This is a genomic window from Pseudonocardia sp. N23, assembly GCF_002583555.1.
Classification (GTDB): domain Bacteria; phylum Actinomycetota; class Actinomycetes; order Mycobacteriales; family Pseudonocardiaceae; genus Pseudonocardia.
The window spans coordinates 72109-98543 of sequence record NZ_BEGX01000071.1; the positions used below are offsets into that span (position 1 = coordinate 72109).

Annotated in this window: 28 protein-coding genes; 21 read left to right on the top strand and 7 right to left on the bottom strand. The window is 74.6% G+C overall.

Annotated features, from left to right (window positions below):
• Positions 1 to 123: 123 nt before the first annotated feature.
• From TOK_RS20865 to TOK_RS20930, 14 genes are all read left to right on the top strand, one after another.
• Positions 124 to 918: an enoyl-CoA hydratase/isomerase family protein gene (locus TOK_RS20865; RefSeq protein ID WP_098959685.1), complete on the top strand. Its 795-nt coding sequence runs from the start codon at positions 124 to 126 to the stop codon at positions 916 to 918.
• Positions 915 to 1553 (top strand): TetR/AcrR family transcriptional regulator, encoded by a 639-nt coding sequence (locus TOK_RS20870; RefSeq protein WP_098959686.1) that lies wholly within the window; start codon positions 915 to 917, stop codon positions 1551 to 1553. Before TOK_RS20865 ends, TOK_RS20870 begins: the two co-directional genes overlap by 4 nt.
• Before the next feature lie 190 nt (positions 1554 to 1743).
• Positions 1744 to 2751, top strand: a complete 1008-nt coding sequence (gene paaA / locus TOK_RS20875) for a 1,2-phenylacetyl-CoA epoxidase subunit PaaA (protein WP_098959687.1) — start codon at positions 1744 to 1746, stop codon at positions 2749 to 2751.
• Positions 2748 to 3047, top strand: coding sequence for a 1,2-phenylacetyl-CoA epoxidase subunit PaaB (gene paaB, locus TOK_RS20880; protein ID WP_098959688.1), 300 nt, complete (start codon positions 2748 to 2750; stop codon positions 3045 to 3047). Before paaA ends, paaB begins: the two co-directional genes overlap by 4 nt.
• Entirely contained in the window at positions 3047 to 3961 is a 915-nt protein-coding gene (paaC, locus tag TOK_RS20885; RefSeq protein WP_098959689.1) for a 1,2-phenylacetyl-CoA epoxidase subunit PaaC, read from the top strand. Before paaB ends, paaC begins: the two co-directional genes overlap by 1 nt.
• Positions 3955 to 4446 (top strand): 1,2-phenylacetyl-CoA epoxidase subunit PaaD, encoded by a 492-nt coding sequence (gene paaD, locus TOK_RS20890; RefSeq protein ID WP_098959690.1) that lies wholly within the window; start codon positions 3955 to 3957, stop codon positions 4444 to 4446. The genes paaC and paaD overlap by 7 nt, the downstream gene beginning before the upstream one ends.
• A 3-nt stretch (positions 4447 to 4449) precedes the next feature.
• Entirely contained in the window at positions 4450 to 5547 is a 1098-nt protein-coding gene (paaE, locus tag TOK_RS20895) for a 1,2-phenylacetyl-CoA epoxidase subunit PaaE (RefSeq protein WP_098959691.1), read from the top strand.
• Between the two features lie 275 nt (positions 5548 to 5822).
• The gene (locus tag TOK_RS32755) at positions 5823 to 6563 is read left to right on the top strand and encodes a hypothetical protein (protein ID WP_172457682.1); all 741 of its coding nucleotides are present in this window, start codon (positions 5823 to 5825) and stop codon (positions 6561 to 6563) included.
• A gap of 161 nt (positions 6564 to 6724) precedes the next feature.
• On the top strand, positions 6725 to 7822 hold the full coding sequence (locus TOK_RS20905; protein ID WP_374754918.1) for an MFS transporter: 1098 nt from the start codon (positions 6725 to 6727) through the stop codon (positions 7820 to 7822).
• 94 nt (positions 7823 to 7916) lie between these two features.
• Positions 7917 to 8324, top strand: coding sequence for an STAS domain-containing protein (locus TOK_RS20910; RefSeq protein WP_141566476.1), 408 nt, complete (start codon positions 7917 to 7919; stop codon positions 8322 to 8324).
• Positions 8314 to 9246: an aldose 1-epimerase family protein gene (locus TOK_RS20915; protein ID WP_253258529.1), complete on the top strand. Its 933-nt coding sequence runs from the start codon at positions 8314 to 8316 to the stop codon at positions 9244 to 9246. Before TOK_RS20910 ends, TOK_RS20915 begins: the two co-directional genes overlap by 11 nt.
• A gap of 101 nt (positions 9247 to 9347) precedes the next feature.
• On the top strand, positions 9348 to 10130 hold the full coding sequence (gene cobF, locus TOK_RS20920; protein WP_098959694.1) for a precorrin-6A synthase (deacetylating): 783 nt from the start codon (positions 9348 to 9350) through the stop codon (positions 10128 to 10130).
• Positions 10131 to 10247: 117 nt separating this feature from the next.
• Positions 10248 to 11489 carry an Nramp family divalent metal transporter gene (locus tag TOK_RS20925; RefSeq protein ID WP_098959765.1) on the top strand — a complete coding sequence of 414 codons (1242 nt, stop codon included), beginning with the start codon at positions 10248 to 10250 and terminating at the stop codon, positions 11487 to 11489.
• A gap of 258 nt (positions 11490 to 11747) precedes the next feature.
• Positions 11748 to 12278, top strand: a complete 531-nt coding sequence (locus tag TOK_RS20930; protein ID WP_098959695.1) for an ATP-binding protein — start codon at positions 11748 to 11750, stop codon at positions 12276 to 12278.
• 50 nt (positions 12279 to 12328) lie between these two features.
• On the opposite strand, the gene TOK_RS20935 is transcribed toward TOK_RS20930, so the two are convergent.
• The 4 genes from TOK_RS20935 to TOK_RS20950 form a co-directional block, all read right to left on the bottom strand.
• Complete coding sequence (locus tag TOK_RS20935; RefSeq protein ID WP_098959696.1) at positions 12329 to 12976, bottom strand: TetR/AcrR family transcriptional regulator; 648 nt, start codon at positions 12974 to 12976, stop codon at positions 12329 to 12331.
• A 103-nt stretch (positions 12977 to 13079) separates the two neighbouring features.
• Positions 13080 to 13460 carry a hypothetical protein gene (locus TOK_RS31865; RefSeq protein ID WP_141566477.1) on the bottom strand — a complete coding sequence of 127 codons (381 nt, stop codon included), beginning with the start codon at positions 13458 to 13460 and terminating at the stop codon, positions 13080 to 13082.
• Between the two features lie 145 nt (positions 13461 to 13605).
• Positions 13606 to 14016: an SsgA family sporulation/cell division regulator gene (locus tag TOK_RS20945; protein WP_098959698.1), complete on the bottom strand. Its 411-nt coding sequence runs from the start codon at positions 14014 to 14016 to the stop codon at positions 13606 to 13608.
• Between the two features lie 141 nt (positions 14017 to 14157).
• Entirely contained in the window at positions 14158 to 14673 is a 516-nt protein-coding gene (locus tag TOK_RS20950; protein ID WP_098959699.1) for an acyl transferase, read from the bottom strand.
• 199 nt (positions 14674 to 14872) lie between these two features.
• Here TOK_RS20950 and TOK_RS20955 point away from each other — a divergent pair, with 199 nt between their 5' ends.
• Positions 14873 to 16555, top strand: a complete 1683-nt coding sequence (locus tag TOK_RS20955; protein ID WP_098959766.1) for an AMP-binding protein — start codon at positions 14873 to 14875, stop codon at positions 16553 to 16555.
• 21 nt (positions 16556 to 16576) lie between these two features.
• On the opposite strand, the gene TOK_RS20960 is transcribed toward TOK_RS20955, so the two are convergent.
• Both TOK_RS20960 and TOK_RS20965 read right to left on the bottom strand, forming a co-directional pair.
• Positions 16577 to 17026, bottom strand: a complete 450-nt coding sequence (locus TOK_RS20960) for a DUF1707 domain-containing protein (RefSeq protein ID WP_098959700.1) — start codon at positions 17024 to 17026, stop codon at positions 16577 to 16579.
• Positions 17027 to 17122: 96 nt separating this feature from the next.
• Positions 17123 to 17758, bottom strand: coding sequence for a flavin reductase family protein (locus tag TOK_RS20965; RefSeq protein WP_098959701.1), 636 nt, complete (start codon positions 17756 to 17758; stop codon positions 17123 to 17125).
• A 61-nt stretch (positions 17759 to 17819) separates the two neighbouring features.
• On the opposite strand from TOK_RS20965, the gene TOK_RS20970 reads away from it, so the two are divergent.
• Positions 17820 to 18761, top strand: a complete 942-nt coding sequence (locus TOK_RS20970; RefSeq protein WP_098959702.1) for a cobalamin biosynthesis protein — start codon at positions 17820 to 17822, stop codon at positions 18759 to 18761.
• Positions 18762 to 18955: 194 nt separating this feature from the next.
• On the opposite strand, the gene TOK_RS20975 is transcribed toward TOK_RS20970, so the two are convergent.
• A complete protein-coding gene (locus TOK_RS20975) occupies positions 18956 to 19762 on the bottom strand; it encodes an SURF1 family protein (protein WP_098959703.1) in 807 nt (268 codons plus the stop codon).
• A gap of 165 nt (positions 19763 to 19927) precedes the next feature.
• On the opposite strand from TOK_RS20975, the gene TOK_RS20980 reads away from it, so the two are divergent.
• From TOK_RS20980 to TOK_RS21000, 5 genes are read left to right on the top strand one after another with little or no spacing between them, the layout of a single operon-like run.
• Positions 19928 to 21472 carry a cobyric acid synthase gene (locus TOK_RS20980; protein ID WP_098959704.1) on the top strand — a complete coding sequence of 515 codons (1545 nt, stop codon included), beginning with the start codon at positions 19928 to 19930 and terminating at the stop codon, positions 21470 to 21472.
• The gene (locus tag TOK_RS20985; protein WP_098959705.1) at positions 21469 to 23604 is read left to right on the top strand and encodes a putative cobaltochelatase; all 2136 of its coding nucleotides are present in this window, start codon (positions 21469 to 21471) and stop codon (positions 23602 to 23604) included. The genes TOK_RS20980 and TOK_RS20985 overlap by 4 nt, the downstream gene beginning before the upstream one ends.
• Before the next feature lie 31 nt (positions 23605 to 23635).
• Positions 23636 to 24250, top strand: coding sequence for a cob(I)yrinic acid a,c-diamide adenosyltransferase (gene cobO, locus TOK_RS20990; protein ID WP_098959706.1), 615 nt, complete (start codon positions 23636 to 23638; stop codon positions 24248 to 24250).
• A 7-nt stretch (positions 24251 to 24257) separates the two neighbouring features.
• Entirely contained in the window at positions 24258 to 25607 is a 1350-nt protein-coding gene (locus TOK_RS20995; RefSeq protein ID WP_098959707.1) for a cobyrinate a,c-diamide synthase, read from the top strand.
• A gap of 29 nt (positions 25608 to 25636) precedes the next feature.
• Positions 25637 to 26044: a cobalamin biosynthesis protein gene (locus tag TOK_RS21000; protein ID WP_253258538.1), complete on the top strand. Its 408-nt coding sequence runs from the start codon at positions 25637 to 25639 to the stop codon at positions 26042 to 26044.
• Positions 26045 to 26435 lie beyond the last annotated feature (391 nt).

Below are 26435 nucleotides of genomic sequence, written 5' to 3' on the forward strand. Positions count from 1 at the left end.
TGCGCGGCCGCCGAACGATCGTTCGGTCAGTCGTCGCAAGCTAGCACCTCCACCCGGTGAGCGGAACGTCGCGGCGACCGCCACTGACCGAACGATCGGTTGGAGAGCCGTTAGCATGACCCGATGGCCGCCGACCCTCCCGCCGTCCTCGTCGAGCGCGACAGCGCCGATCCCGCCGTCGCCCTCGTCACGATGAACCGTCCCGAGCGGCACAACGCCCTGACCGTCGAGCTCAAGGTCGCCCTGCGCGACGCGCTCGTCTCCGTCGCCGGTGACGACAGCGTCCGCGCCGTCGTGCTCACCGGGTCCGGGCGGTCGTTCTGTGTCGGCCAGGACCTCGGCGAACACGCCGTCGGCCTCGCCGAGGGTGCCGAGTTCACGACCGTCGAGGAGCACTACAACCCCATTGTGCTCGCCATTGCCGAGGCGCCCAAGCCGGTGATCGCGGCCGTCAACGGCACCTGCGTCGGCGCCGGCCTGGGCTTCGCGCTCGCCGCCGACCTGCGCGTCGCCGCGGCCGGAGCCACCTTTGCGACGGCCTTCACCGGCATCGGGCTGACCGCGGACTCCGGTCTGTCGGCGACGCTCGCGCACATGGTCGGTGTCGCCCGCGCGACCGAGCTGCTCCTGCTCGGTGAACGCTTCACCGCCGAGGACGCGGCCGCCTGGGGGCTCGCCCGGATCGCGCAGGGCGAGGCCGTCGACGACGCGCTGCAGCTCGCCCGCACCCTCGCCGCCGGTCCGACGACGGCCTATGCCGAGGTGAAGTCCGCGGTGCGGTTCGGTGCGGTCAACGAGCTGTCCGCCGTCCTCGCCAACGAGGGTCGCGGGCAGGCACGGCTGGCCACCACCGCCGACCACGCCGGCGCGGTCGCCGCGTTCCTGGACAAGCGCAAGCCGACCTTCGAGGGGCGATGAGCACGGCGAGCACCCGGCCCGTCGCGGGGGAACCCGAGCCGGCCCGCCGGCCGCGCCGGCCCAGCGGGGGGCCGGAGTCGTTGCTGGACAAGGCCGTCCTCGAGTTCAACGCCCGGGGGTATGACGCCACCAGCATGGAGGACCTCTCTCGCGCGGTGGGGATCACGAAGTCGTCCTTCTACCACCACTTCGCGGGCAAGGAGGCGCTGCTGCGCGCCGCGCTCGAACGCGCGCTCGACGGGCTGTTCTCCGCCCTCGACGAGCCCCCCGGCGCCGAGCCGCCCACCGGTCCGTCGGAGCGGCTGCGGCGGATCGTGACCCGCCAGGTCCGGGTGCTCATGGACGACCTGCCCTACGTCACCCTGCTGCTGCGGGTGCGTGGCAACACCGAGACCGAGCGGTGGGCGCTGGAGCGCCGTCGCGACTACGACGGCGAGATCGCGGCCCTCGTGAAGGCGGCCGCCGACGCGGGGGAGATCCGCGAGGGTGTCGACCCGGTGCTCGCCGCCCGGCTGCTGTCCGGCCTGGTCAACTCCGTGGCCGAGTGGTACCGGCCGGGGCGCCGGGGCATGTCGCGGCTGCCCGAGGACGTCGCCCTCGCTGCCGTCGAGGGGATCCTTCCGGTGAGTCGGTAGTCCCTCCGGCCCGCCGGCCTCCCGCGAGTCCGGACGGGCTCGCCCACCGGCGGGTGGGCGGACCGCCGGCGCGGGCCGGGGATGCGCGGGCTGCCGAGCCGGGTTGCGGGCAGGGCAGGGTGCGCGGGTTGCGGTCCGGGCCCGGCTGCGTCATCCTTGGCCGAACGAACATTCGGTAGAGGAGGACGTCGTGGCCGACACCGGCACACCTGCCACCGGGACACCCGACACAGCGCCGCACACCGGGCCCGGCACGGGGGCCCTCGAGGCCGGGTTCGACGCGACCGTCGCCGCCGACCGCCGCATCGAGCCCCGCGACTGGATGCCCGAGGGCTACCGCCGCACGCTCATCCGCCAGATCGCCCAGCACGCGCACTCCGAGATCATCGGGATGCAGCCGGAGGGCAACTGGATCCTGCGGGCGCCGTCGTTGCGCCGCAAGGCGATCCTGCTGGCCAAGGTGCAGGACGAGGCCGGGCACGGCATGTACCTCTACGCCGCGGCCGAGACCCTGGGCGTCGACCGGGAGGACCTCACCGAACGGCTGATCGACTCGCGGCAGAAGTACTCGTCGATCTTCAACTACCCGGCCCTGTCCTACGCCGACATCGGGGTCATCGGCTGGCTGGTCGACGGCGCCGCGATCTGCAACCAGGTGCCGCTGTGCCGCTGTTCCTACGGCCCCTACGCGCGGGCGATGATCCGCATCTGCAAGGAGGAGTCGTTCCACCAGCGGCAGGGCTACGAGCTGCTGCTGGCCATGGTCAAGGGCACCGACGCGCAGCGCACGATGGTGCAGGAGTCCGTCGACCGCTGGTGGTGGCCGTCGCTGATGATGTTCGGCCCGCCCGACGGCGACTCGCCGAACACCCGGCAGTCGATGGCGTGGGGCATCAAGCGCCACACCAACGACGAGCTGCGGCAGCGGTTCGTCGACATGTCGGTGCCGCAGGCCGCGGCGCTGGGCGTCACGCTGCCCGATGCGGACCTGCGCTGGAACGCCGAACGCGGCGCGCACGACTACGGCGAGCCCGACTGGGCGGAGTTCAAGGCCGTCGTCTCCGGCTCGGGCCCGGCGAACGCGCAGCGCGTCGCCCACCGTCGTCGCGCCCACGAGAACGGTGCCTGGGTCCGCGAGGCCGCGCAGGCCTGGGCCGACAAGCAGGCCGCCCGCGCGGCCCGGAAGGACGCGGCGTGAACGAGCCCACGCCGCGGCGCACCTGGCCGCTCTACGAGGTCTTCGTCCGTGGCAAGCGCGGCCTCAACCACGTCCACGTCGGGTCCCTGCACGCCGCCGACGACGAGATGGCACTGCACAACGCGCGCGACGTCTACACCCGGCGCAACGAGGGCGTCAGCATCTGGGTGGTGCGGGCCGACCTGATCACCGCGTCGAGCCCCGACGAGAAGGACCCGTTCTTCGCCCCGTCGGCCGACAAGGTCTACCGGCACCCGACGTTCTACGCGATCCCGGACGAGGTGCCGCACCTCTGATGAGCCCACACGCAGAAGAGGAAGACGCGACCAACGCCTACCAGTCGTTGTCGGAGACGACCGGGCACGACGACCCGCGCTGGGCGTTCGGCTCCGGGTTCGAGGACGTGCAGGCCGAGATCGAGGCGCCCGTCCCCGACGGCGTCGACGCCGCCGACCTCGCCGAGTACTGCCTGATGCTGGGCGACGACGCGCTGGTCTGCAGCCACCGCATCTCCGAGTGGGTGTCCAACGCCCCGGAGCTGGAGGAGGAGGTCGCCCTCGCCAACACGGCGCTGGACCTGCTCGGCCAGGCCCGGGTGCTGCTGTCGCGGGCCGGGCACGTCGAGGGCGCGGGCCGTGACGAGGACGCGCTGGCCTACCTGCGCAGCGACGCGGAGTTCCGCAACGTCGGGCTGGCCGAGACCGGCGACGACCTCGACTTCGGGGTCGCCGTCGCACGCCTGCTCGTGTTCTCGACGTGGCGGCTCGCGCTGCTGTCGCGGCTCGTCGGCTCCCGGGACCCGGTGGTGGCGGCCGTCGCGGCGAAGGGCGTGAAGGAGCTGACCTACCACCGCGACTGGGCGGCGCGCTGGACGCTGCGCCTCGGCGACGGCACCGACGAGTCGCACCGCCGGATGCAGGCGGGTCTCGAGGAGGTGTGGCCGCACGTCGAGGAGCTGTTCCGGACCTCCGAGGTGGAACACCGGCTCGTCACGGCGGGCGTCGCGACCGACCCGGCCGAGACCCGCGGGGAGGTCGACGCCGTGCTCGACCAGGTGTTCGCGGCCGCGACGCTGACCCGCCCGGACCGGCCCGGTCGCGGCACCCTGGGCGGGCGCGGAGGCCGTCAGGGCTCGCACACGGAGGCGCTGGGGCTGGTCCTCGACCGGATGCAGAGCCTGGCCCGCGCGCACCCGGGGGCGTCGTGGTGAGCGCGCGGGAGGTCGTCGCGCGCGTCGTCGATCCCGAGATGCCCATGCTCACCCTCGACGACCTGGGCGTCGTCCGCGGCGTCGACACCGACGGCGACGCCGTGACCGTCACGATCACCCCCACCTACTCCGGCTGCCCCGCGGTGGCGGAGATGCGTGCCGACCTGGCCGAGGCCCTGCGCGCCGCCGGGTTCGGGCCCGTCCGCGTGCGGACGGTGTTCGCACCGGCGTGGAGCACCGACTGGATCAGCGAGGACGGGCGGCGCAAGCTCGCCGAGGCGGGCGTCGCCCCGCCCGGCACGGCGCCCCGGCCCGCGCCCGGCCCGGTGCCGCTGACGCTGACCGCCCCGGCGACGACCGTGACCTGCCCCAACTGCGGGTCGCGGGCCACCGAGGAGCTCTCGCGCTTCGGCCCGACCGCCTGCACCGCGCTGCGCCGCTGCACCGACTGCCGCGAACCCTTCGAGCACATGAAGGAGATCTGAGGCGTGCCCACCGCCACGACCGCGCCCACCACCGGTTCCGCGCCGACCGGCACCTTCCACGCGCTGCGCGTCGCCGCCGTCGACCGGCTCTGCGACGACGCCGTCGCCGTCACCTTCGACGTGCCCGACGCGCTCGCCGAGCACTACGCCTTCCGCCCGGGCCAGTACCTGACGCTGCGGCTGCGGACCGCCGACGGCGAGGAGCGCCGCTCCTACTCGATCTGCGCGCCTGCCGGCGCACCGCCGCGGGTCGGGGTGCGCCGTGTCGACGGCGGCCGGTTCTCCGAGTGGATCGTCGACCGGCTCGTCGCGGGGGAGGAGATCGAGGTCGGCCCGCCGTCGGGCGGCTTCACCCCCGACCTCACCGCGGGTACCCACCACGGCCTGGTCGCCGCCGGCTCGGGTATCACCCCGGTGCTGTCGATCGCGGCGTCGCTGCTGGGCGCACACCCCGACACCCGGGTCACGCTGCTCTACGGCAACCGGCGTACCGACACGGTGATGTTCACCGAGGAGATCGCCGACCTCAAGAACGCCTACGGCCCCCGGCTGCACCTGTTGCACGTGCTGTCGCGGGAGCCGATGGAGGCCGACGTGGTCAGCGGCCGCCTCGACGCCGCGAAGCTGCGGCAGCTGCTGACGCTGCTCGTCGATGTCGAGGGCATCGACGACTGGTGGCTCTGCGGGCCGCTCGGGATGACCGAGGACGCCGTCGCCGTGCTGGGGGAGCTGGGGGTGGAGCGGCGCCGCGTGCACCGCGAGCTGTTCTATGTCGACGCGCCGCCGCCCGAGCTGCACCGCGCCGACGACGTCGTCGACGGGGAGACCAGCGAGGTCACCGTCGTGCTCAACGGCCGGTCGACGACGCTGACCCTGCCCCGCGCCGAGTTCGTGCTCGACGCCGCCCAGCGCGTCCGCGGCGACCTGCCGTTCGCCTGCAAGGGCGGCGTCTGCGGGACGTGCCGGGCGAAGGTCTGCGACGGCGACGTCAGGATGGTGCGCAACTACGCCCTGGAGGACGACGAGGTCGAGGCCGGCTTCGTCCTCACCTGCCAGACCCGCCCGCTCTCGGAGGCGGTGACCGTCGACTACGACGCCTGACCGACGGCCGTCCGAGGGAGCCCTTCCGTGCGCAACCCCTTCCGCTCTCGAACTGCTCGCCGGCCACGGGGGCTCCGGCGGCGTCGAGGGTGCGGCTGTGCCCTCGGCCGCACCCTCACGACTGCCCGGACGCGCCTCGACGGCCCCGAGGTTGTGCGCCGGGGTCGGGACCGGGTCGTCACGGGACGGGACCGTCGTCACCGTGTCCCCGCCTGACATCCACCGCCCGGGGGCGCAGGATGGGGAGGTCAGGCCCCCCGGAGAAAGGTTCGATCGTGACGCAGCGCTGGGCCGTGCTGATCGCGACGCTCGCCCTGCTGGGCTGGGCCGTCGCCCAGGCCTGGGTGATCCTCCGGACGAAACCGGCGCGCGTGCGGCTCGCCGCATACTCGGGCCTGGCTGCGGTCGGCATCGCAGCTCTCGGTGTCGGGTTGGCGTTCACCCAGGGTGCCACCGACGACGACGCGAACCCGGCGCCGCGGGTGTCGAGCTTCGCGCAGTCGGTCGGGCCCACGCGGGTCGGAGCGCCCGCGTCGGTCGCTCCGACCGTCGGCGCCCCGCTGCCTGCCGAGGTGCCGCCGGCCGCCGACGTGCCGCCTGCCGACGCGGGCGCACCCGTCGTGCCCGGCCGTGCCCTGGCCGTCGCCCCGCTCGCTCCCGCGGTGCGGGTACCGGTCGCGCAAGCGCCCGCGGTGCCCCCGCCCGGCCCGCCGGCGGTGGTGCCACCTGCTGTCGTGCCTCCAGCGGGTCCACCGGTGGTCCCGCCCGTCGTGCCCCCGCCCGTGGTCCCGCCGGGTGGCGCCGAGGGCGGCACCGTGCCGCCGACCACCGTGCCGCCGACCACCGTGCCGCCGACCACCGTGCCGCCGACCACTGCGCCACCCACGGCCCCGCCGACGACGCAGCCGACCGTCCCGCCGACGCGGCCCACCCGTCCCGGGCACGGCCACCCGCCGACGAGCGTGTCGACGCCGCCGCCGACGACCACCACGACGACAGCGGCCGCGATCTCCTGAGCGGCCCGAAACGGTGTCGCGGCGTGCGGGCCGCTGGCTCTACGATCACGCCCATGCCTCCCGATTGATGCGCTGAACAGCCCTCTCGTCCCGATCCGCGGCGGCTGACCCGGCTCGCGATCGGGGTCGCCTTCCTCGCGGACCTCGTCCCCATCTACTCGCTGTACGCGGTCTGGTTCGTCGCCACCGGCCTGTCCGAGGCGCAGGTGTCGGCGCTGTTCGCGATCTGGTCCGTCGTCGGGCTGGTCGCCGAGGTCCCGTCGGGTGCGCTGGCCGACCGCTTCGGCAGACGCCGGGCCGTCGTCACCGCCTACGTCGGCCAGGGCGCGGGCTATGCGGTGTGGGCGGTCTGGCCCACGTTCACCGGCTTCGCGGCGGGGTTCGCGCTGTGGTCGCTCGGCGGCTCGCTGGAGTCCGGCGCGCGGGAGGCGCTGCTGTTCGACGCGCTCGCGCCGGAACAGCGGTGGCGCTATGCGCGGATCGCGAGCGGGGCCAGTGCCGCGGGGCTGCTGGCCCAGGTGCCCGGCGCCGGGCTGGCGACCCTTCTGTTCGCGACCGGTGGCGGGTTCGCGCCGGTGGCGTGGCTCAGCGTCGGTACGTGCCTGCTGACGGCGGCGCTGGCCACGAGACTGCCCGACGTCCGGCCCACCGACGACGTCCCGACCCCCGAACAGGAGCCCGGCCCGCCCGGGCCCGGATGGGTCGCCGACCTGCGCGACGGCGTCGTCGAGGCCGCCTCGCACCCGCCGGTGCGCGCGGTCCTGCTCGCGGTCGCCGTCCTCGGGGGCGTCGACGCCGTCGAGGAGTACTTCCCGCTGCTCGCGGCCGGATGGTCCGTCCCGTCGGCGCTGCTCCCGCCCGCAGTGGTCGCGACGGCCGTCGCGGGAGCCGCAGGTGCCGCGCTCGGTGGCAGGGCCGCGGCCTGGGGCCGGTGGCGGCTCACCGCGACGATCGCGGCGGCCGTTGCCGCGCTGGCCGTCGCGGCGGCCCTCGCGGTGCCCGCGGGCATGCTCCTCGTGGCCCTCTTCCACGGCGGGTACCGGCTGGTCCTGGTGGTGCTGGCGGTGCGGCTGCAGGAACGCATCACCGGCTCGGCACGAGCGACGGTGACGTCGGTGTCCGGGTTCGCCACCGAGGTCGTGGGCCTCGCGGTGTTCGGCGCGTGGGCCGTCGGCGGGGTGTGGCCGGTCGTCGCCGCCTCGGCACTGGTGACGATGCTGCTGCCCCGGATCCTGCGGGACCGGAACCCGCCCCCGTGAGAGTCGCACGGATCGCCCCACCCGGAGGGCCGATCCGGCGGTCACCCCCTAGGCTTGCGGTGTGGACGGCTCGCCGGAGGTCCGCCCTGGACTGATGCCAGACGACGATCCCGGGGTCCGTGTCGCGCCCGCCCCGGGTGGCGTCGCGGTCGTCGCCGTCTCGGGCGACCTCGACCTCGCCGGCGCGGGCAGGCTCGCGGGTGCGGTCGAGCAGGCGCTCGGGTCGCGGCCGGTGGCGCTCGTGGTGGACATGAGCACGGTGACGTTCCTCGACTCCTCGGGACTCGACCAGCTCGTCGAGGCCCGCCGCGCGTGTGCGGTGGCCGCGGTACCGCTGCACGTCGTCGTCGGCGGGAACCGCGCTGTGCGCCGCCCGCTGGAGGTCACCGGGCTCACGGCCGTGTTCACACTCGCCGACTCCGTGGAGTCGGTCGCCGCGACGCTCGGCGAGGCCCTGGCGGCGGGGTCCGCGACCGACGAGGATCACCGCCATGATCGTTGACGCGGCGCAGACGACCGGGATGATGCCCCCGACCGGGCGGCAGCTCACGGTGACCGACGGCGCGGGCACCACCGCCGTCGTCACCGAGGTCGGTGCCGGGCTGCGCGCCTTCGAGTCCGGGGGCCGCGCCTACGTCGAGACCTACCCCGAGGACGTCCGCCCCCCGCGCGGCTGCGGTGCCCTGCTCGCGCCGTGGCCCAACCGGGTCCGCGGCGGCCGGTGGACCTGGCAGGGCTGTGAACAGCAGCTCGCGCTCACCGAGCCGGCCGCGGGCAACGCCATCCACGGGCTGCTGCGTCACGTCTGCTGGACCGTCGCCGAGCAGACCGCCGACGCCGTCACCCTCGCCGCGGTGGCCGTGCCGCAGCCCGGCTGGCCGCAGCCGGTGCGGGTCACCGTCGGCTACTCCGTGGCCGCCGACGGGCTGACCGTGACGATCGGTGCACAGAACCTCGGCACCGGCGACGTCCCGTTCGGTGTCGGCTCGCACCCCTACCTGCGGGTGGGGTCCGTCCCTGTCCGCGACTGCACGCTGCACCTGGCCGCGACGACCGCGGTCCCGCTGCGCGACCAGCTGCCGGCCGGCGAGCCGCGACTCCTCGCCGACGGCGAGCGCACCATCGCGTTGCACGACGCCCGCCTCGACGACTGCTTCGGCGGCGCCCGCCCCGAGACCGGCGACGACCTGGTCCGTCACCGGCTGACCGCACCCGACGGCGACGGCGGGGTGGAGCTCTGGGCCGACCCGGCGTTCGGCTGGGTGCAGGTGTTCACCCCCGACGACCTCGGCGGCAACGGTCCCGCCGTCGCGGTCGAGCCGATGACGTGCCCGCCCGACGCGCTGAACTCCGGCGACGGGCTGGTCGTCCTCGCGCCCGGCGAGCGCTGGAGCGCGCGCTGGGGCCTGCGGCCGCTGGCCTGACCCGCCCGGGCCGACCCGGCCGGCAGAGCGACTCGTCACGTCACAGATCCGCACGTCACAGAACCGAGGTGGCCCGGCGGGCATCGACTACGGTCGGCGGGATGCGGACGGTGCTCGTGATCGGGATCGGCGCGGGCGACCCCGACCATCTGACGTTTCAGGCCGTCGCCGCGATGCGGCGGGCCGACGTGTTCTTCGGCATCGACAAGGGTGCGGTGAAGGACGACCTCGCCGCGCTGCGCGGTGAGTTGCTCGACCGTCACGTCGAGGGGGGCTATCGCGTCGTCGACGCTCCCGATCCCGAACGCGACCGGGACGCGAGCGGGACCGCCTACCGCGACGCCGTCCTCGACTGGCAGGACCGCCGCGCCGGCCTCTACGCCGCGATGATCGCCGACGAGCTCGGCCCCGACGGCGTCGGCGCCTTCCTCGTCTGGGGCGACCCCTCGCTCTACGACGGCACGCTGCGCCTGCTCGCCGGCATCCGCGAGGCCGACGTCGCGACCGGCGGCGAGGGCTTCGACATCGAGTCGGTCCCCGGCGTGAGCAGCGTCGCCGCCCTCGCCGCCGCGCACCGGCTCATCCTCAACCGGGTCGGCGGCTCCGTGCTGGTGACGACGGGCAGGCGGCTGGCCGCGGGCATGCCCCGCGACGTCGACGACGTCGTCGTGATGCTCGACGGCGCGACCACCTTCGCCTCGCTGCCCGACGACGACGTCGCGATCTACTGGGGTGCCTACCTCGGCACGCCCGACGAGATCCTCGTCAGCGGCGACCTGCAGAAGGTGAAGGACGAGATCGTCCGCGTCCGGGCACGGGCGCGCGAGCGCAAGGGCTGGATCATGGACACCTACCTGCTGCGCCGCGATCCGGGCAGACGATGACGTGGTGGTGTGTGAACGTCTCCGATTGAGACGGCGATCACCCAGGACCTCACGCAGACTGGCCGATCATGACGGTGGACGACTCGACCTTCCCGGAGGGCTGAGCGGGTGAACGCGATGACCACGGCGGTGAAGGCGCGCGTCGTGCGCGCCCGATCCGGCGCGTTGCTGCTCGGCCCGGCGCTGGTGGCCGCAGCCGCGTACGTCGACCCCGGCAATGTCGCGACCAACACCGCCGCGGGCGCCGGGTTCGGCTACCTGCTGGTCTGGGTCGTGCTGGTGGCCAACGCGATGGCGGGGCTGGTGCAGTACCTGTCCGCGAAGCTGGGCCTGGTCACGGGAAGGTCGTTGCCGGAGTCGCTGCGTGAGCACCTGCCGAGGCGCACCCGGTTCGCCTACTGGGCGCAGGCCGAGCTCGTCACGATGGCCACCGACCTCGCCGAGGTCCTCGGCGGCGCGATCGCCCTGGCCCTGCTGTTCGACCTGCCGCTCATCTGGGGCGGGGTGATCACGGCGATCGTGTCGATGGTCATCCTCAAGGTCGGCGACCGCTTCGGGCAGAAGCCCTTCGAGCGGGTGATCACGACGATGCTGCTGGTGGTGGGCGTCGGGTTCGTCGCGAGCCTGTTCGTGACGGCGCCGTCGGCCGCGGGCATCGTGGGCGGGATCGTCCCCGGCTTCGACGGCACCAGCAGCATCCTGCTGGCCGCGGGCATGCTCGGCGCGACCGTCATGCCGCACGCGATCTACGTGCATTCGTCGCTGTCGCGCGACCGGCACGGCTCGCCCGCCCCCGGGCCGGAGCGGCGCCGGCTGCTGTCGGCGACGAAGGCGGACGTCGCGGTGGCGCTCACCGTCGCGGGCGCGGTGAACCTGGGACTGCTGCTCGTCGGTGCCGCCGTGCTCAGCGGCGACGACCGCACCGAGACACTCGAGGGCGTGCACGCCGCCATCGGCGACAAGGTCGGCCCGATCTTCGCGCTGGGCTTCGCGATCGCGCTGCTGTTCTCCGGCCTGGCGTCGACGGCCGTCGGCTGCTACTCGGGGTCGGTCGTGATGGCCGGGCTGCTCAAGATCAAGGTTCCGATCCTGGCGCGTCGCGTCGTCACCGCGATCCCGGCGCTGATCGTGCTCGGCATGGGCATCGACCCGACATGGGCGCTGATCGTCTCCCAGGTCGTACTGTCGTTCGGCATCCCGTTCGCGCTCGTCCCGCTCGTGGTCCTCACGTCGCGGCGTTCGATCATGGGTGACGACGTCAACAACAGGACGACGATCGTCGCCGGGGTGATCGTCTGCACGGCGATCGTCGCGCTCAACATCGTCCTGCTGTACCTGACGGTGACGGGACAGGGCTGACGGGACAGGGCTGACGGGACAGGGCTGACGGGACAGGGCTGACGGGACAGGGCTGACCGGGCGCACACACGGGCTGCCGTCCTCGGGTCGTTCGGCCCGCGCGATCCCTCCGGAGGGCGGGCCGGAGGCTGCGCCGGGCGGACGAACGTCGGCCTCACTGCGACCAGCGGTGTTTGTGTGAAGGCCCGAAGGTGCAATCCCTCTTCGTACGACCTCCCCTCGACCAACCGCGTCGAACCCAGTTCACGGAGCGTGCCGATGACCCAGCCCGCCCGCCCGTCCGCCCCGATCCATGCCGTCCCGGACCCGACCGTCAGCAGTGCCGCCAGTACCGAGGTCTCCCTAGCCGGCACCTCCCCGGCAGGCTCCGATGCCGTCGAGTTCGTCCACCGCGCCTGGCGTGCCGAGGCAGGCGAGCTCGGGAACATCCGCCGTGAGCTCATCGCCTGGATCGCCCCTCTCGGGCTGTCCTCGGAAGAGGTCGACGACGTCGTCCTCGCCGTCGACGAGGCCACCGCCAACGTCGTCGAGCACGCCTACGGTCCGGACGACCCCGGGAGCGTCGAGCTGACACTGTGGACCGAGCCCGACGCGCTGTGCATCGAGATCACCGACCACGGGAGCTGGAACCCCACCGAGTCGGCCGGTCGCGGCATCGGTCTCATGCAGCGCATGGTCGGCGCCGTCCTGATCCACGTCGACGACCGGGGGAGCAAGGTCCTGCTGCGCCACCCGCTGCCGGGCGCCGGGGGCGACGGCGCCGGCAGGCACCGCGTCGAGGGTCCGTGACCCGGCGGCTCGGCCCCGCCCGCCGGAGGCATCGGGTCATCGTCCGGGCGTCAGCCCCGGGCTGCCTGCTCCTCGCCCCCAGCGGTCGCGTCCGCGACGCCGGGGGCGCCGCCGAGAACCGCGCGCACACCGCGCAGGACGTGTCCGGTGATGGCGTCCGGGTCGGCGGCGGCGATCGGCCGGGTCGCGATGACGGTGCGCAGCAGGCCGATCCCGAGCAGCCACGCCAGCACGAGCTCGGCGCGCAGGGCGGCGTCGTCGGCGTCGTCGGTGGTGGCGAGGCTCGCGAACGCTCCCGCCCACCGCGACTCCAGCTCCGCGCGCATGAGCGCACCGGCCTCGCTGCTGCCGGTGGAGCGCAGCACCGCGAAGAACAGCTCCGTGCCGGCCGGGTCGTCGGCCATGATGGCGCCGAGGGTGCGGCGCAGCAGGTCCTCGGGTGGGCCGTCCTCCAGCACCGCCATCGCGTCGCCGGAGATCGCCTCGGCGAACAGGCCTTCCTTGTTGCCGAAGTGCCGGAACAGCAGCGCCTGGTTCACCCCGGCCCGGTCGGCGACGGCGCGGACCGTCGTGGCGTCGTAGCCGACGGCGGCGAACAGCTCGCGGGCCGCCTCGAGCAGGGCGCGCCGCGTGGCGGCGGCGTCACGCGTCCGGGGCGTCCTGCCGCCGCGCCCGTCGGGCTCGCCCCTGGCCGCCATCTGGTCTCCTCGCGTAGGCCCGACCGGCCCGCGCACGGCGAGCTCGGCCGTACGTTTCGCCCGGATCGTCCCTGCCGGTCGCTGATGTGGTCATCACAACACATCACCACGTCGGCGACGTGGCCGGACACCCCGGCCGGGACGGGATGGTCCGGATGGTGTGGCGGCCGGGGTGTGGTGTCGGGGCCGGTCGGGTATCCGCTGCGACCAGCCGGCGGGCCACCCCGTCCGGCACCCCGACGAGAGGATCGCCGGCGATGTCGCGCCGAGACGACCCGCAACCACAGCGGTCGTCGACGACAGCCCGATGGAGGACCCCGAGGTGGCCGAACAGCTGGATGACGATCCCCGCGCGGACCAGGCCGAACGTGACGCCCGGCGGGACGCCGAGGGCGATCCTGCCGCGGGCCGCGATCCTGGGCACCGCGACCCCCTCGACACCGGGGACGGGCAGCCGCGTCGGCGGGACCCGATGCACGATCACGCCGCCGGGATCGACGATCTCCCCGAGGCCGGTGGAGCGGCCGCGCCCGCGTCGGGCCGGACGGATGCGGGGCCGGCCGGGCGCCTGCCCTGAGCTTCGGTCGTGGTCGGGCCGGCCGCCTTCCCCGGGCGGCCGGCCCGGAGCGTCAGGGGCAGCCCTGCGTGAGCTTCGCGATCTCCGTGTCCAGGTCCATGCGGTCGGACTCGTCGCCGAGTGCGACGAGAGCGGTGGTCGACTCGACGAAGCTGCGCAGCAGGTCGCGGTCGACCTCGAGGATCGCCCGGCCGTCGTGCGAGGAGATCTCGATCTCCACGATGTCGTAGCCCTGGACGATCTGCGGGCTCATCCGGACGTGGCCGTAGCCTGCGGGGCCCTCGAGCGACTCGACGACCAGGTCACGCGCGATCAGCCACTCGACCCAGCGGTCGTTGCGGGTCCGGACCGCGAGGACGACGGCGAAGGGGTCGTCGGCGGAGTAGGACCAGCGGGTCACGACCGGGGCGGGCTGGCCGTGCAGCACGGTGAACATGTCCTGCTGGACCGTGTCGGTGGTCATCGTCGTGCTCCCTGTGCCTGAGTACCGGTCCCCGATGTTCCGGCCTTGCACAGGGAATCGTCCCGGCCCGCCGGAACGCTGCATTTTCCCGAGGTCTTCACTCGAACAGATGACGTAATTCGATCATCTGGTTGCACTCTGTCAGTTACGCCGTTCGGCCGACACGACCCAGACACCTGCTGACCCGGTCGTGGCAGGCTGCACCAACGTCAGCGTGACTGCGCCGGCGTCCGGGTCGGTCACGACGACGGTGCCGCCGTCGGGGGCGCCCGCGCTCGGTGCGCGCCAGCCCAGCACCGTCGTCGCGTAGTCGGTCGCGACCTCCGACGGGTCCAGCAGCCAGGCCTGCGAGCCCTGGTCGACCTGAGCCTGCAGGGCCTTCGCCTGGGTCACGTCGGTCACCGGCCACAGCAGGACACCCGCCGCCGTGCCCGGCGTGTTGCCCGGTGTCGATCCTGCGGGCGGGGGCGTGGCCGTCGGCGCCGGCGGCGTCGCCGACACCGCTGCCTGACCTCCCGGCCCGGACCCGCACCCGGCGACGGCCACGACCGCCACCAGCGCCAGTGTGGCGAGCAGCCGGGGCGGTGCGGCGGCCCGGCCGCGCGCGGTGGCGGGCGCGGTGTCGTCGGGACGGTGGGCAGGCTGCTGCGTCGTCACGGGCGCGACGCTAGCGCCGTGACGCATCCGTCGAGGCCGTGAGCGCCCGGCACGTCAGGCTGACGTGCACCGCGGCCGGGCATGGGGGTGGCGACCCCGCCGGACGGTCAGTCGGGTCCGCGGCCACACCCGCCGCGACGGTGTCCGCGTGGTTAGGGTGGCGGCCGGAATGATCGGTGAGCGGACGACGGAGTGCGACATGACCGATGCGGAAGCCTTCTACGCGGCGCGCGACTTCCTGCTCGCCCACCGCACCGACTACGACACGGCGGTGCGCGACTTCAGCTGGCCTGCGCTGACCGAGTTCAACTGGGCGCTCGACCACTTCGACGCCGTCGCCGCCGATCCCGGGCGCGGCGCCCGCAAGGCACTGTGGATCGTCGAGAGCGACGGCTCCGAGGCGTCCTGGACCTTCGCGGAGCTGGCGTCGCGCTCCAACCGGGTGGCGAACTGGCTGCGCGCCAACGGTGTCGGCCGTGGTGACCGGGTCATCCTGATGCTCGGCAACCAGCTGGAGCTGTGGGAGACGCTGCTGGCGGCGATGAAGCTCGGTGCGGTCGTCATCCCCGCGACGACGCTGCTCACCGCCGAGGACCTGCGCGACCGGGTCGAGCGCGGCAACGCCCGCCATGTCGTCGTGGGCGGTGCGGACGCCGGGAAGTTCGACGACGTCGCGGGCGACTACACCCGCATCGCGGTGCGCGGCGCCCCGAAAGGCTGGCTCGACTACACCGAGGCCTACGACGCCGCCGACACCTTCACTCCCGACGGCGTCACCCGCGCCGACGACACCCTGCTGCTCTACTTCACCTCCGGCACGACGGCCAAGCCGAAGCTCGTCGAGCACACCCACCAGTCCTACCCGGTGGGCCACCTGTCGACGATGTACTGGATCGGGCTCGAGCCCGGCGACGTCCACCTCAACATCTCCTCGCCCGGCTGGGCCAAGCACGCCTGGTCCAACGTCTTCGCGCCGTGGATCGCCGAGTCGACCGTGCTCGTCATGAACTACGCGCGGTTCGACGCCGAGAGCGTCCTCGGGGTCCTGGAGCGCTGCGGCGTCGACAGCTTCTGCGCGCCGCCGACGGTGTGGCGCATGCTGATCCAGGCCGACCTCTCGACGCTGCACACCCCGCCGCGCAAGGTCGTCGGCGCGGGGGAGCCGCTCAACCCGGAGGTCATCGAGCAGGTCGAGAAGGCCTGGGGTGTCCGGATCCGCGACGGCTTCGGGCAGACCGAGTCGAGCGTGCAGATCGGCAACCCGCCCGGGCAGGCCGTCAAGCCCGGCTCGATGGGCCGGCCGATCCCGGGGTTCCCGATCGAGCTGATCGACCCGGCGACCGGGGAGAAGGCCACCGAGGGCGAGATCTGCATCGACCTGTCGCGCCGTCCCACCGGCCTCATGGTCGGCTACTACGGCGACGACGAGCGCAACGCCGAGGCCATGGCAGGCGGCTACTACCACACGGGCGACGTCGGGTCCCGCGACGACGACGGCTACATCACCTACGTGGGCCGCTCCGACGACGTGTTCAAGGCCAGCGACTACCGGATCAGCCCGTTCGAGCTGGAGAGCGTGCTCATCGAACACCCGGCCGTCGCCGAGGCCGCCGTCGTGCCGTCGCCCGACCCGGTACGGCTCGCGGTGCCCAAGGCCTACGTCGTGCTGGCCGCGGGGCATGCCGCCGACGAGGCGACGGCCCGCTCGATCCTCGAGTTCGCCCGCGACAACCTCGCCCCCTACAAGCGGATCAGGCGCCTGGAGTTCGCCGACCTGCCCAAGACGATCTCCGGCAAGATCCGCCGCGTCGAGCTGCGGGGACGTGAGCAGGAGATCCACGGCGACGCCGAGGCGACCCCGCAGGGCGAGTTCACCCTGTGACGCCGGGGCCGCGCGAGCGCCTCAGGGGCTCGTGCGGCCCGCCGAGCAGGGCGAGCCGCGGCCGGTGAGGGTGGCGAGCAGGAGCATTCCGCCCCACGGGCCGATCACCCAGACCGGCCAGAACGGCTGCGCGCTGCCCGTCCCGACCGACGTCGCCAGCCACACGACCAGGCTGATCGCGCCGACGAGCGCCCAGGGCGCCCACATCGCGACGAGGGTGGGCGGCGGCAGCCGGCGTGCGACCGTGGCAGGGCGTGGGGGCATCGGCACCGGAGGTGCGGGCAGGTCACGGACGACCGCGTCGAGGTCGGCGCGCGTCCGGGCGGACCAGACGGCGTCGAGACGGGACTCGAACTCGGCCAGGTCGAGGCGCCCGGCCCCGACGTGGGTGCGCAGCAGGCCCTGCGTGCGCTCGCGCTCGGCGTCGCCGATGCGCAGCTCGTGGCGGTCTCCGGACATCGGTGCGGACATCGGGTCCCCCGTCCTCTCGGCGTGGGCCCATCCTCGACCTCGTTGCAGTGACGTGTCAAGTCTGACATGTCAATGATGGCAGAAACCAATCCTTTCTCAGGGTGCGTCGGTGAAGTGCCCGGGCCAGTTCCCGTAGGCGATCCGCGAGATCGTCACGATCTCGCCGAGGCCGCACCACTCGTCGCGGCCCAGCCGGGCCATCGGCCGCAGCCGCTCCGCCGACGGCAGGGTCCTGCCGCGCTCGTCGGTCACCAGGACGTCCGGGTCGACCGCGGCGTGCACGACCCGGCCGATCACCACCGTCGAGTCGCCCAGTTCCAGGTCGCGCTCCAGCCGGCACTCGAACGCGATCGGCGACTCCGCCGGTCGCGGTGGCGCCACCACCGTGCTCGGTTCCGGGGTGAGGCCCACCGCCGTGAACTCGCTGACCTCGGGCGGGAAGTCCGTCGCCGTCGCGTTGATCCGCTCGAACATCGACTCCGTGGCCACCGAGATCACGAACTCACCGGTCTCGCGGACGTTGCGCAGCGAGTCCTTCGTCCCCACCGACGTGAACTGCAGCATCGGTGGGTCCACACACGCGACCGTGAAGAACGAGTGCGGCGCCAGGTTGTCGACACCGGCCGCCGACCGCGTCGACACCCAGGCGATCGGACGCGGCAGCACGGACGCGGTCAGCAGCTTGTAGAAACCGGTGGCGCCCACCTCGGCGGGGTCGATGTCGGTGCGCATGCGTCGATCATCTCCCCGCACCCGTCTGCCCGCGCCGCCGCGCCCCCCGTAGCGTCGTGGCGTGCGTTCCTCCCGCGCCGCCGGCCTGCTGCTGGGTGTCCTCGCCGACGCCGTGCTCGGCGACCCCCGCCGCTTCCACCCCGTCGCCGGGTTCGGCAGGATCGCCGCCGCCCTCGAGGCCCGGACGTGGACCGACGACCGCCGCCGCGGCACCCTGCACACCGGTGCCCTGGTCGGAGCCGTCGTCGGGGCGGGTGTCGTCGTGCAGCGCCGCGCGCGGGGACCCGTCGCCGCGACCGTCGTCACCGCCGCGGCGACCTGGGCGGTCCTCGGTGCCCGGTCGCTGGTGGGGGAGGGTGGCGCGCTCGGCCGCGAGCTCGCCGCCGACGACCTCGCCGCCGCCCGTCGCCGCCTGCCGTCGCTCTGCGGGCGCGACTCGTCGACGCTCGACGCCGCCGGGATGGCCCGCGCCGGGGTGGAGTCGTTGGCGGAGAACACCTCCGACGCCGTCGTCGCCCCCCTGTTCTGGGGCGCCGTCGCCGGGGTGCCGGGGCTGCTGGGCTACCGCGCCGTCAACACCCTCGACGCGATGATCGGCCACCGGTCACCGCGCTACGAGCGGTTCGGGTGGGCGGCGGCGAGGCTCGACGACGTCGCCAACCTCGTGCCCGCCCGCCTCGCCGCCGCGCTGTTCGCGGGACTCGCTCCGGTCGTCGGAGGGTCGCCGGGGGATGCGGTGCGGGCCTGGCGTCGCGACGCCCGCGCGCACCCGAGCCCCAACGCCGGCCCCGTCGAGGCCGCCGCGGCCGGGGCACTGGGGCTGCGGCTGGGTGGGACGACGGTCTACCCGTACGGGGTGCAGGAGCGGCCGGTGCTGGGTGACGGCCGCTCGCCCGCCGTCACCGACCTGCTCCGCGCGGCCCGGCTCTCCCGCGCCGTCGGCGCCGCCGCGGCCGTCCTGGCGGCGGCCGGGGTCCTCGTCGTCGCGACCCACCGCCGCTGACACGCGCCCGCGCTGCTCGCCGGTATCCGGTGCGGTCCGCACCCCTCGCGCCGACGTCGCCATCAGCCTGGTTCCGGCGCCCTCGAGACCGGAGTGGTGTCGACCTCGGCGGCAGGGGGCGTGCGGTCCGGGCCGAGCCCGGTCGGCCTGTGTCCGGTCGGGCTGTGCGGTCGGGCTGTGTGCGGTCGGGCCGGCTATGTGTGGTCGGGGGTGTCGTCGCGGCCGGAGAGGGCGTCGCGCAGCGCCGTGCGCTCGGAGGCGCGGTCCCGGCGGCCGCGGCGCTGCAGGATCTCCAGGCGCACGAAGTAGCCGAGCGCGATGATCGCGATCGCGCCGAACGTCAGCCACTGCAGCGCATAGGAGAAGTTCGAGAACGGTGCCGCACCCTCGCCGGCCTCGATGGCCAGTGGGTCGAGCACGCCGGGCCCCGACTGCTGGGCCACGTACCCGACGACCATCGGCGTCCCGGCCGCAGCGGCGACGGTCCTCGAGTCGGCGGCGTACATCTGCCGGTGGCCCGCGGCCTCGAACGCGGGCCGGGCCTGCGGGTCGGTCTCGTCGACGCGCAGCCGCCCGTCGACGGTGACCTCGCCCTGCGGAGCGGGCGGGAAGTCCGGCACGGTCTGGCCGTCCAGGGCCCGCACCGTGCCCCGGTCGACGACGACGACCCGCCCGTCGGCGGTACGCATGGGTGTCATGACCTCGACGGCGGGCTTGCCGTCGACGACGCGCAGCCGCACCACGGTCTCGTCCTGCGGCAGGAACGTGCCGGTGACGCTGACCCGGCGCCACTCGGCCCCGGCGTCGACCGCGTCGCCCGGCACCAGCGTGCCGAAGGGGACCGCGGCCGTCGTCGCGGCGTTGTCGATCTGCTTCTGCTGCTCGTCGCGCTGGGACTCGCGGCCGAACTGCCACGGCGCGAGATAGACGTAGCAGGCCACCGCGAACCCGACGACCGCCACGACGAGGGCGATCCACTGGGGTCGCAGCAGGAAACGCATGAGGACACGGTATGCGCTCGGGACCCGTGCGCGTCATCGCGGTCGGGGTCGGGGTCGGGGTCGGGGTTGGGGTCGGGGTCGGTCCCGCGGTCCTGAGTGGCGGTCGTGAGTGGCAATGGTCGCTATAGCGACCGTTGCCGCTCACAGGGGCTCGATACTGGGGCGGTGTCGGACGGTCCCCGGGGTGCGCTGCTCGTCGCGGGGACGACGTCGGACGCGGGCAAGAGCGCCGTCGTCGCCGGGCTGTGCCGGTGGCTGCGCCGGCGTGGGGTGTCGGTCGCGCCGTTCAAGGCGCAGAACATGAGCAACAACTCCGTCGTCACCCCCGACGGCGGCGAGATCGGCCGCGCCCAGGCGATGCAGGCCCACGCCTGCGGCCTGGCGCCGAGCGTCGACTTCAACCCGGTGCTGCTCAAGCCGGGCAGCGACCGGACGTCGCAGGTCGTGGTGCGCGGCCGGGCCGAGGGTCAGGTCACGGCGATGTCCTACCGGACGCGGACGGCCGCGCTGCGCGAGGTCGTCGCCGACTCGCTCGCGAGCCTGCGGGCCCGCTACGACGTCGTCGTCTGCGAGGGGGCGGGCTCGCCCGCGGAGATCAACCTGCGCGCCACCGACATCACCAACATGGGACTCGCGCAGGCCGCGGACCTGCCGGTCGTCGTGGTCGGCGACATCGACCGCGGGGGAGTGCTCGCGCACCTGTTCGGCACGGTCGCGGTGCTCGACCCGGCGGACCAGGCGCGGATCGCGGGGTTCGTCGTCAACAAGTTCCGTGGTGACCCCGCGCTGCTCGCTCCCGGGCTCGACCAGCTCCGCGCGCTCACCGGCCGGCCGACGTTGGGGGTGCTGCCCTGGTCGGACCGGCTGTGGCTCGACGCCGAGGACTCGCTGTCCGCGGTCGCCGACGGGGTACTGGGCCGCCCGGCGCCGCCGCACGGGTCGGCGTGGCTGCGGGTCGCGGTCGTGCGGCTGCCGCGGATCTCCAACGCCACCGACGCCGAGGCGCTGGCCTGCGAACCGGGTGTCGCGGTCCGGTACGCGACCGAACCGTCGCGGCTGCTGGATGCCGACGTCGTCGTGCTCCCGGGGTCGAAGGCCACGGTCTCGGACCTGGAGTGGTTGCGGCGCACCGGTCTTGCCGACGCGGTGTGTGCACACGCCGCGGCGGGGAAGCCCGTCGTCGGCATCTGCGGCGGTTACCAGATGCTCGGGCGGCGGATCGCCGATCCGGACGGCGTCGAGGTCCCGGGCGGCGCGGCGGTGGACGGCCTCGGCCTGCTCGACCTGGAGGTGCGCTTCGACGCCGCCAAGCACCTGGCGACGCCGTCGGGGGTCGCGCTCGGCGAGCCGGTGCGCGGCTACGAGATCCACCACGGACGCGTCGTCTCCTGTGGCGACCCGGTGCTGCTCACGGACCCGGGGGAGGGCTCGGACACCGGGGTCGTGCTCGGCACGCACTGGCACGGCCTGCTGGAGAACGACGCGTTCCGCCGGGCGCTGCTCACCCGCCTCGCCGTCCAGGCCGGGCGGGCGGGGTTCGTCGTCGCCCCCGGCACGGAATTCGCGGCCGAACGCGCCGCCCAGCTCGACGTGCTCGGCGACCTCGTCGCCGACCACCTCGACACCGCCGCACTTGACCATGTGATCAATCACGGTGCGTCCCCGGCACTGCCGGTACTGACGACGGGTCTGGCAGGCTCGACGCGATGAACGCCCCCGCTGTCGCCCGCTTCCCGTTCTCCGCGGTCGTGGGCCACGACGACCTGCGGCTCGCGCTGCTCCTCAACGCGGTCCACCCCGGCGTCGGCGGCGTGCTGGTGCGGGGGGAGAAGGGCACCGCGAAGTCGACGGCCGTGCGCGCCCTCGCGGCACTGCTGCCCGCGCTGGCCGTGGTGGAGGGCTGCCGCTTCGGCTGCGACCCCACCGCACCCGACCCCGGCTGTCCCGACGGACCGCACGGGTCCGGCACCGGCGAGACGACCCGCGTGGCGCGACTCGTGGAGCTGCCCGTCGGGGCGACCGAGGACCGGCTCGTCGGAGCGCTGGACCTCGAACGGGCCCTCGCCGAAGGGGTCCGCGCCTACCAGCCGGGGCTGCTGGCCGAGGCGCATCGCGGCGTCCTCTACGTCGACGAGGTCAACCTCCTGCACGACCATCTCGTCGACCTCCTGCTCGACGCCGCCGCGATGGGCCGCGCCCACGTCGAACGCGACGGGGTGTCGGTGTCGCACGCGGCCCGGTTCCTGCTGGTGGGGACGATGAACCCGGAGGAGGGCGAGCTGCGCCCGCAGCTGCTCGACCGGTTCGGGTTGACCGTCGAGGTGGCGGCGTCCCGCGACGTCGGCACCAGGGCCGAGGTGGTCCGCCGGGGGCTGGCGTTCGAGGCCGACCCGGCGGGGTTCGTCGACGCCTGGGCCGGCGCCGACCGCGAGGTCGCAGCCCGCATCGCCGACGCCCGCGCCCGGCTCGCCGGAGTGATGCTCGGCGACCGTGAGCTGCGCCGGATCGCCGGGGTGTGCGCGGCCGTCGAGGTCGACGGGATGCGCGCCGACCTCGTCATCGCCCGCGCCGCCCTCGCGCACGCCGCGTGGCGTGGTGCGGGGGCCGTCGAGGAGGACGACGTCCGCGTCGCCGCCCGGCTCGCGCTGCCGCACCGCCGTCGCCGGGACCCCTTCGACGAGCCGGGGATCGACGACAAGACCCTCGACGACGCCATGCGCTCCGCGGCCGAGAACCTCGACGACGACCCGGAGCCCGATCCGTCCTCTCCGGGCTCCGACGGTTCGGGCCCGGAGGGTTCACGCCCGGACGGTTCGGGCTCGGAGGGTTCGGGTGCTGATCGTTCGCCGGCCGACGCCTCGGGTGCTGACGGTCCGCGGACGTGCGGTCCGGGGCCCGACGGTCCGCGGGCGGATGTCGCGGAGGGGGACGGTCCGGGACCGGATGGTCCGCGTCCCTCCGATCCCGCCGATGCCGGGGAGGCCGACGATCCCGGCGGAGTCCCCGTCCCGGCGCCCCGGCCGCTGCGGCTCGCGTCGTCGGCCGTGCGGCGCTTCCGCGTCCCCGGCGTCGGCGACGGCACGCCGGGGCGGCGCTCGCGGGCCCGCACCGACACCGGGCGGGTCGTTCGCGCGACGACGACACCCCCACGCCGGGCCGCCGACCTGCACGTCCCCGCCACCCTCGCCGCCGCGGCCCCGCACCAGGGCGCCCGTGGGCGCAGCGGCGCCGGGATCGTGGTCCGCGCCGCCGACCTGCGCTCCGCCGAACGGGAGGGCCGCGAGGGTAACCTCGTGCTGTTCGTCGTCGACGCGTCGGGGTCGATGGCGGCCCGCAAGCGGATGAGCGCCGTCTCCGGGGCGGTACTCGCCCTGCTGCGCGACGCCTACCGCCGCCGCGACAAGGTCGGCCTCGTCAGCTTTCGCGGCGCCACGGCCGAGGTGGCGCTGCCGCCGACGTCGAGCGTCCCCACCGCGCAGGCCCGGCTCGCGACGTTGCGGACCGGGGGCCGCACCCCGCTCGCCGAGGGCCTGCTGCGCGCCCGCCGCGTCCTCGACGCCGAACGCCGCCGCGACCCGCGCCGCCGTGCCCTGCTCGTCCTGCTGACCGACGGTCGCGCCACCGTCGCGGCCCGTCCCGGCGGCGACCCGGTGGCCGACGCCTGCCGGGCCGCCGGGCTGCTCGCGGCCGACGGCGTCCACACCGTCGTCGTCGACTGCGAGCACGGACCCGTGCGCCTCGGCCTCGCCGGTACCGTCGCGGGCCACGCGGGCGGCGAGATCGTCCGGCTCGACGAGCTGACCGCGGAGTCGGTCGCCGGCGTCGTGTCCCGGGCCGCCTGACCGTTTCGTCTCACCGACCAGGAGGAACGCCGTGCCGCAGGGCAAGGTCGCCAGCGTCCCCGACGACGGGCTCTCGACCCGCCAGCGCCGCAACCGGCCGCTGCTCGTCGTCCACACCGGCGAGATGAAGGGCAAGTCGACCGCGGCGTTCGGGCTGGCCCTGCGCGGCTGGAACCAGGGCTGGTCGATCGGGGTGTTCCAGTTCGTGAAGTCGGCGAAGTGGAAGGTCGGCGAGGAGGAGGCGTTCCGCGCTCTGGGCCGGGTGCACGAGCAGACCGGCGAGGGCGGGCCGGTCGAGTGGCACAAGATGGGGTCCGGCTGGAGCTGGAGCCGGCGCGCGGGCACGGAGTCCGACCACGCGGCCGACGCGGTCGAGGGGTGGCGGGAGATCCGGCGCCGCATCGAGAACCAGGTCCACGACGTCTACGTCCTCGACGAGTTCACCTATCCGATGAAGTGGGGCTGGGTCGACGTCGACGAGGTCGTCGAGGTCCTCACCGCGCGGGAGGGCCGCCAGCACGTGATCATCACCGGTCGCGACGCCGCCCCGGCGCTGGTCGAGGCCGCCGACCTCGTCATGCAGACCACCAAGATCAAGCACCCGATGGACGCCGGGCAGAAGGGCCAGCGGGGCATCGAATGGTGAACGCCACATGGTGAACGCCCTGGTCGTCGCCGCTCCCGCCTCGGGCAGCGGCAAGACCACCGTCGCGACCGGCATCATGGCCGCGCTGTCCCGGCGGGGGACCGCGGTCGCGCCGTTCAAGATCGGCCCCGACTACATCGACCCCGGCTACCACACGCTCGCCGCGGGCCGGCCCGGTCGCAACCTCGACCCGGTGCTGGTCGGCGAGGACCGCATCGCGCCGCTGCTCCGGCACGGATCCGTGGGTGCGGAGATCGCCGTCGTCGAGGGCGTGATGGGGCTGTTCGACGGCCGGGCCGACGACGGGCTCGGCTCCACCGCTCACGTCGCAAGGCTGCTGGGGGCGCCGGTGGTGCTGGTCGTCGACGCGAAGGGGCAGTCGCGGAGCCTGGCTGCCCTGCTGCACGGGTTCCGCTCGTTCGACCCCGGCGACGGGCCGGTCGACATCGCGGGCGTGATGCTCAACCGGGTCGGCAGCCCGCGGCACGAGGCGATCCTGCGCGCAGCCGCCGCCGAGGTCGGGCTCCCGGTCCTCGGAGCGCTCCCGCGCCACGACGGGCTGGCCGTCCCCTCACGGCACCTCGGCCTCGTGACGGCGGCCGAGCACGGCGCCGCGGCGCACACGGCCGTCGACGCGATGGCCTCGCTCGTGGCCTCGCACGTGGACCTCGACGCCGTCGCGGCGCTCGCCCGGCCGGTCACGTCCGGACCGGTGTGGGACCCGCAGGTCGCCCCGCCGGTCACCGCTGGCCCCGTCGCCCGTCCCGTCGTCGGCGTCGCCGGCGGGGACGCGTTCACCTTCGGCTACGCCGAGCACACCGAGCTGTTGACCGCCGCCGGTGCGGAGGTGGTGGTCGTGGACCCGTTGCGGGACAAGAAGCTTCCCGACGACTGCGCCGCGCTTGTCCTGGGCGGCGGCTTCCCGGAGGAGCATGTCGCGGCGCTGGCCGACAATGCCCCACTCCGTGCCGCCGTCGCCGGGCTCGCAGCGTCCGGTGCACCGGTGCTCGCCGAGTGCGGCGGGCTGCTCTACCTCTGTGCCGATCTCGACGGGGCCCCGATGTGCGAGGTGCTGCCGGCGTCGGCGTCGATGACCGGGCGGCTCACCCTCGGCTACCGCGCCGCGGTCTCGCTGTCGGCGACGCCCTGGCGTGCGGCGGGCACACGGGTCACCGGCCACGAGTTCCACCACTGCGCCGTCACGCCCCGGGCCGGGGTCGAGCCCGCGTGGGGGTGGCGGGGCGCCGGCCCCGAGGGGTTCGTCGCGGGTTCGGTGCACGCGTCGTTCCTGCACACCCACCCCGCGGGCGACCCGGACGCCGTCGCCGCGTTCGTCGCCGCGGCGGCCGCTCGCTGATGCCGGCGGTGGGGATGCCGGCGGTGGGGATGCCGGCCGTCGGGCTGCTCGTCGTGGGGCTGGGGGCGTCGCGCGGCGTCACGGCCGCGGCTGTCGCGGACCTGGTCGCGCGGGTGCTCGGCGGGGCCGGTGACGTCGCTGCCCATGCGAGCATCGACCGCCGCGCCGACGAGCCCGGCCTGCTCGCCGCCATCGCCCCGGCGCCCCTGCGCACCTACCCCGCGGCCGCGCTGGACGCGGTCGCGGTCCCGAGCCCGAGTGACCGCACCCGGGAGTCGGTCGGCGCGGGCAGCGTCGCCGAGGCCGCAGCCCTGCTCGCCGCGACCGAGCTGGCGGGGCCGGGCGACGAGGTGGTGCTGCGCGTGGCCAAGACGAGGGGGGAGCGGTGCACCGCCGCGGTCGCGGAAGTCCGGCCCCGCCGCCCCACGCCCGGCTGACCCGACCTGCGCGAACGGCCGTTCGTGAAATCGGCCTCGGGCGGCAGCAGCGTCGGATCACCGCGCGCGGATCGCGCGTCCTCTACCCGGGATGCCTGACCGAGGTCCCCGCACAACTGCAGGAACGGCACTCTCCCACAACCGAGTGGCAGGAAAGGGCCGTTCCTGCAATCGGGCCCGGGCGGCGTCCGCGCCGGTGTGCGGCGGGGCGCCGGTGTCATGCGTGGCGGGGCGGCCGTGTCATGCGTGGCGGGGCGGCGGTGTGATGCCCGGCGGAGGCGGCCGGGAGGGGCAGCACCGGCGGTTATGCTCGGCCGTCGACCGGACGGCAGCGGCGTACCCCGGCGACGGGGCGCCGCAGGCGCCGCGCATCCCGCGGCGGTCCCGGCGA

Excerpts from the sequence above, each read along its gene's own strand:
- TOK_RS20865 (WP_098959685.1), top strand. The coding sequence starts at position 124 with ATGGCCGCCGACCCTCCCGCCGTCCTCGTCGAGCGCGACAGCGCCGAT.
- TOK_RS20870 (WP_098959686.1), top strand. The coding sequence starts at position 915 with ATGAGCACGGCGAGCACCCGGCCCGTCGCGGGGGAACCCGAGCCGGCC.
- paaC (WP_098959689.1), top strand. The coding sequence starts at position 3,047 with ATGAGCCCACACGCAGAAGAGGAAGACGCGACCAACGCCTACCAGTCG.
- TOK_RS20910 (WP_141566476.1), top strand. The coding sequence starts at position 7,917 with ATGCCAGACGACGATCCCGGGGTCCGTGTCGCGCCCGCCCCGGGTGGC.
- TOK_RS20915 (WP_253258529.1), top strand. The coding sequence starts at position 8,314 with ATGATCGTTGACGCGGCGCAGACGACCGGGATGATGCCCCCGACCGGG.
- cobF (WP_098959694.1), top strand. The coding sequence starts at position 9,348 with ATGCGGACGGTGCTCGTGATCGGGATCGGCGCGGGCGACCCCGACCAT.
- TOK_RS20925 (WP_098959765.1), top strand. The coding sequence starts at position 10,248 with ATGACCACGGCGGTGAAGGCGCGCGTCGTGCGCGCCCGATCCGGCGCG.
- TOK_RS20930 (WP_098959695.1), top strand. The coding sequence starts at position 11,748 with ATGACCCAGCCCGCCCGCCCGTCCGCCCCGATCCATGCCGTCCCGGAC.
- TOK_RS20935 (WP_098959696.1), bottom strand. The coding sequence starts at position 12,976 with ATGGCGGCCAGGGGCGAGCCCGACGGGCGCGGCGGCAGGACGCCCCGG.
- TOK_RS20945 (WP_098959698.1), bottom strand. The coding sequence starts at position 14,016 with ATGACCACCGACACGGTCCAGCAGGACATGTTCACCGTGCTGCACGGC.
- TOK_RS20955 (WP_098959766.1), top strand. The coding sequence starts at position 14,873 with ATGACCGATGCGGAAGCCTTCTACGCGGCGCGCGACTTCCTGCTCGCC.
- TOK_RS20960 (WP_098959700.1), bottom strand. The coding sequence starts at position 17,026 with ATGTCCGCACCGATGTCCGGAGACCGCCACGAGCTGCGCATCGGCGAC.
- TOK_RS20965 (WP_098959701.1), bottom strand. The coding sequence starts at position 17,758 with ATGCGCACCGACATCGACCCCGCCGAGGTGGGCGCCACCGGTTTCTAC.
- TOK_RS20975 (WP_098959703.1), bottom strand. The coding sequence starts at position 19,762 with ATGCGTTTCCTGCTGCGACCCCAGTGGATCGCCCTCGTCGTGGCGGTC.
- TOK_RS20985 (WP_098959705.1), top strand. The coding sequence starts at position 21,469 with ATGAACGCCCCCGCTGTCGCCCGCTTCCCGTTCTCCGCGGTCGTGGGC.
- TOK_RS20995 (WP_098959707.1), top strand. The coding sequence starts at position 24,258 with ATGGTGAACGCCCTGGTCGTCGCCGCTCCCGCCTCGGGCAGCGGCAAG.
- TOK_RS21000 (WP_253258538.1), top strand. The coding sequence starts at position 25,637 with ATGCCGGCCGTCGGGCTGCTCGTCGTGGGGCTGGGGGCGTCGCGCGGC.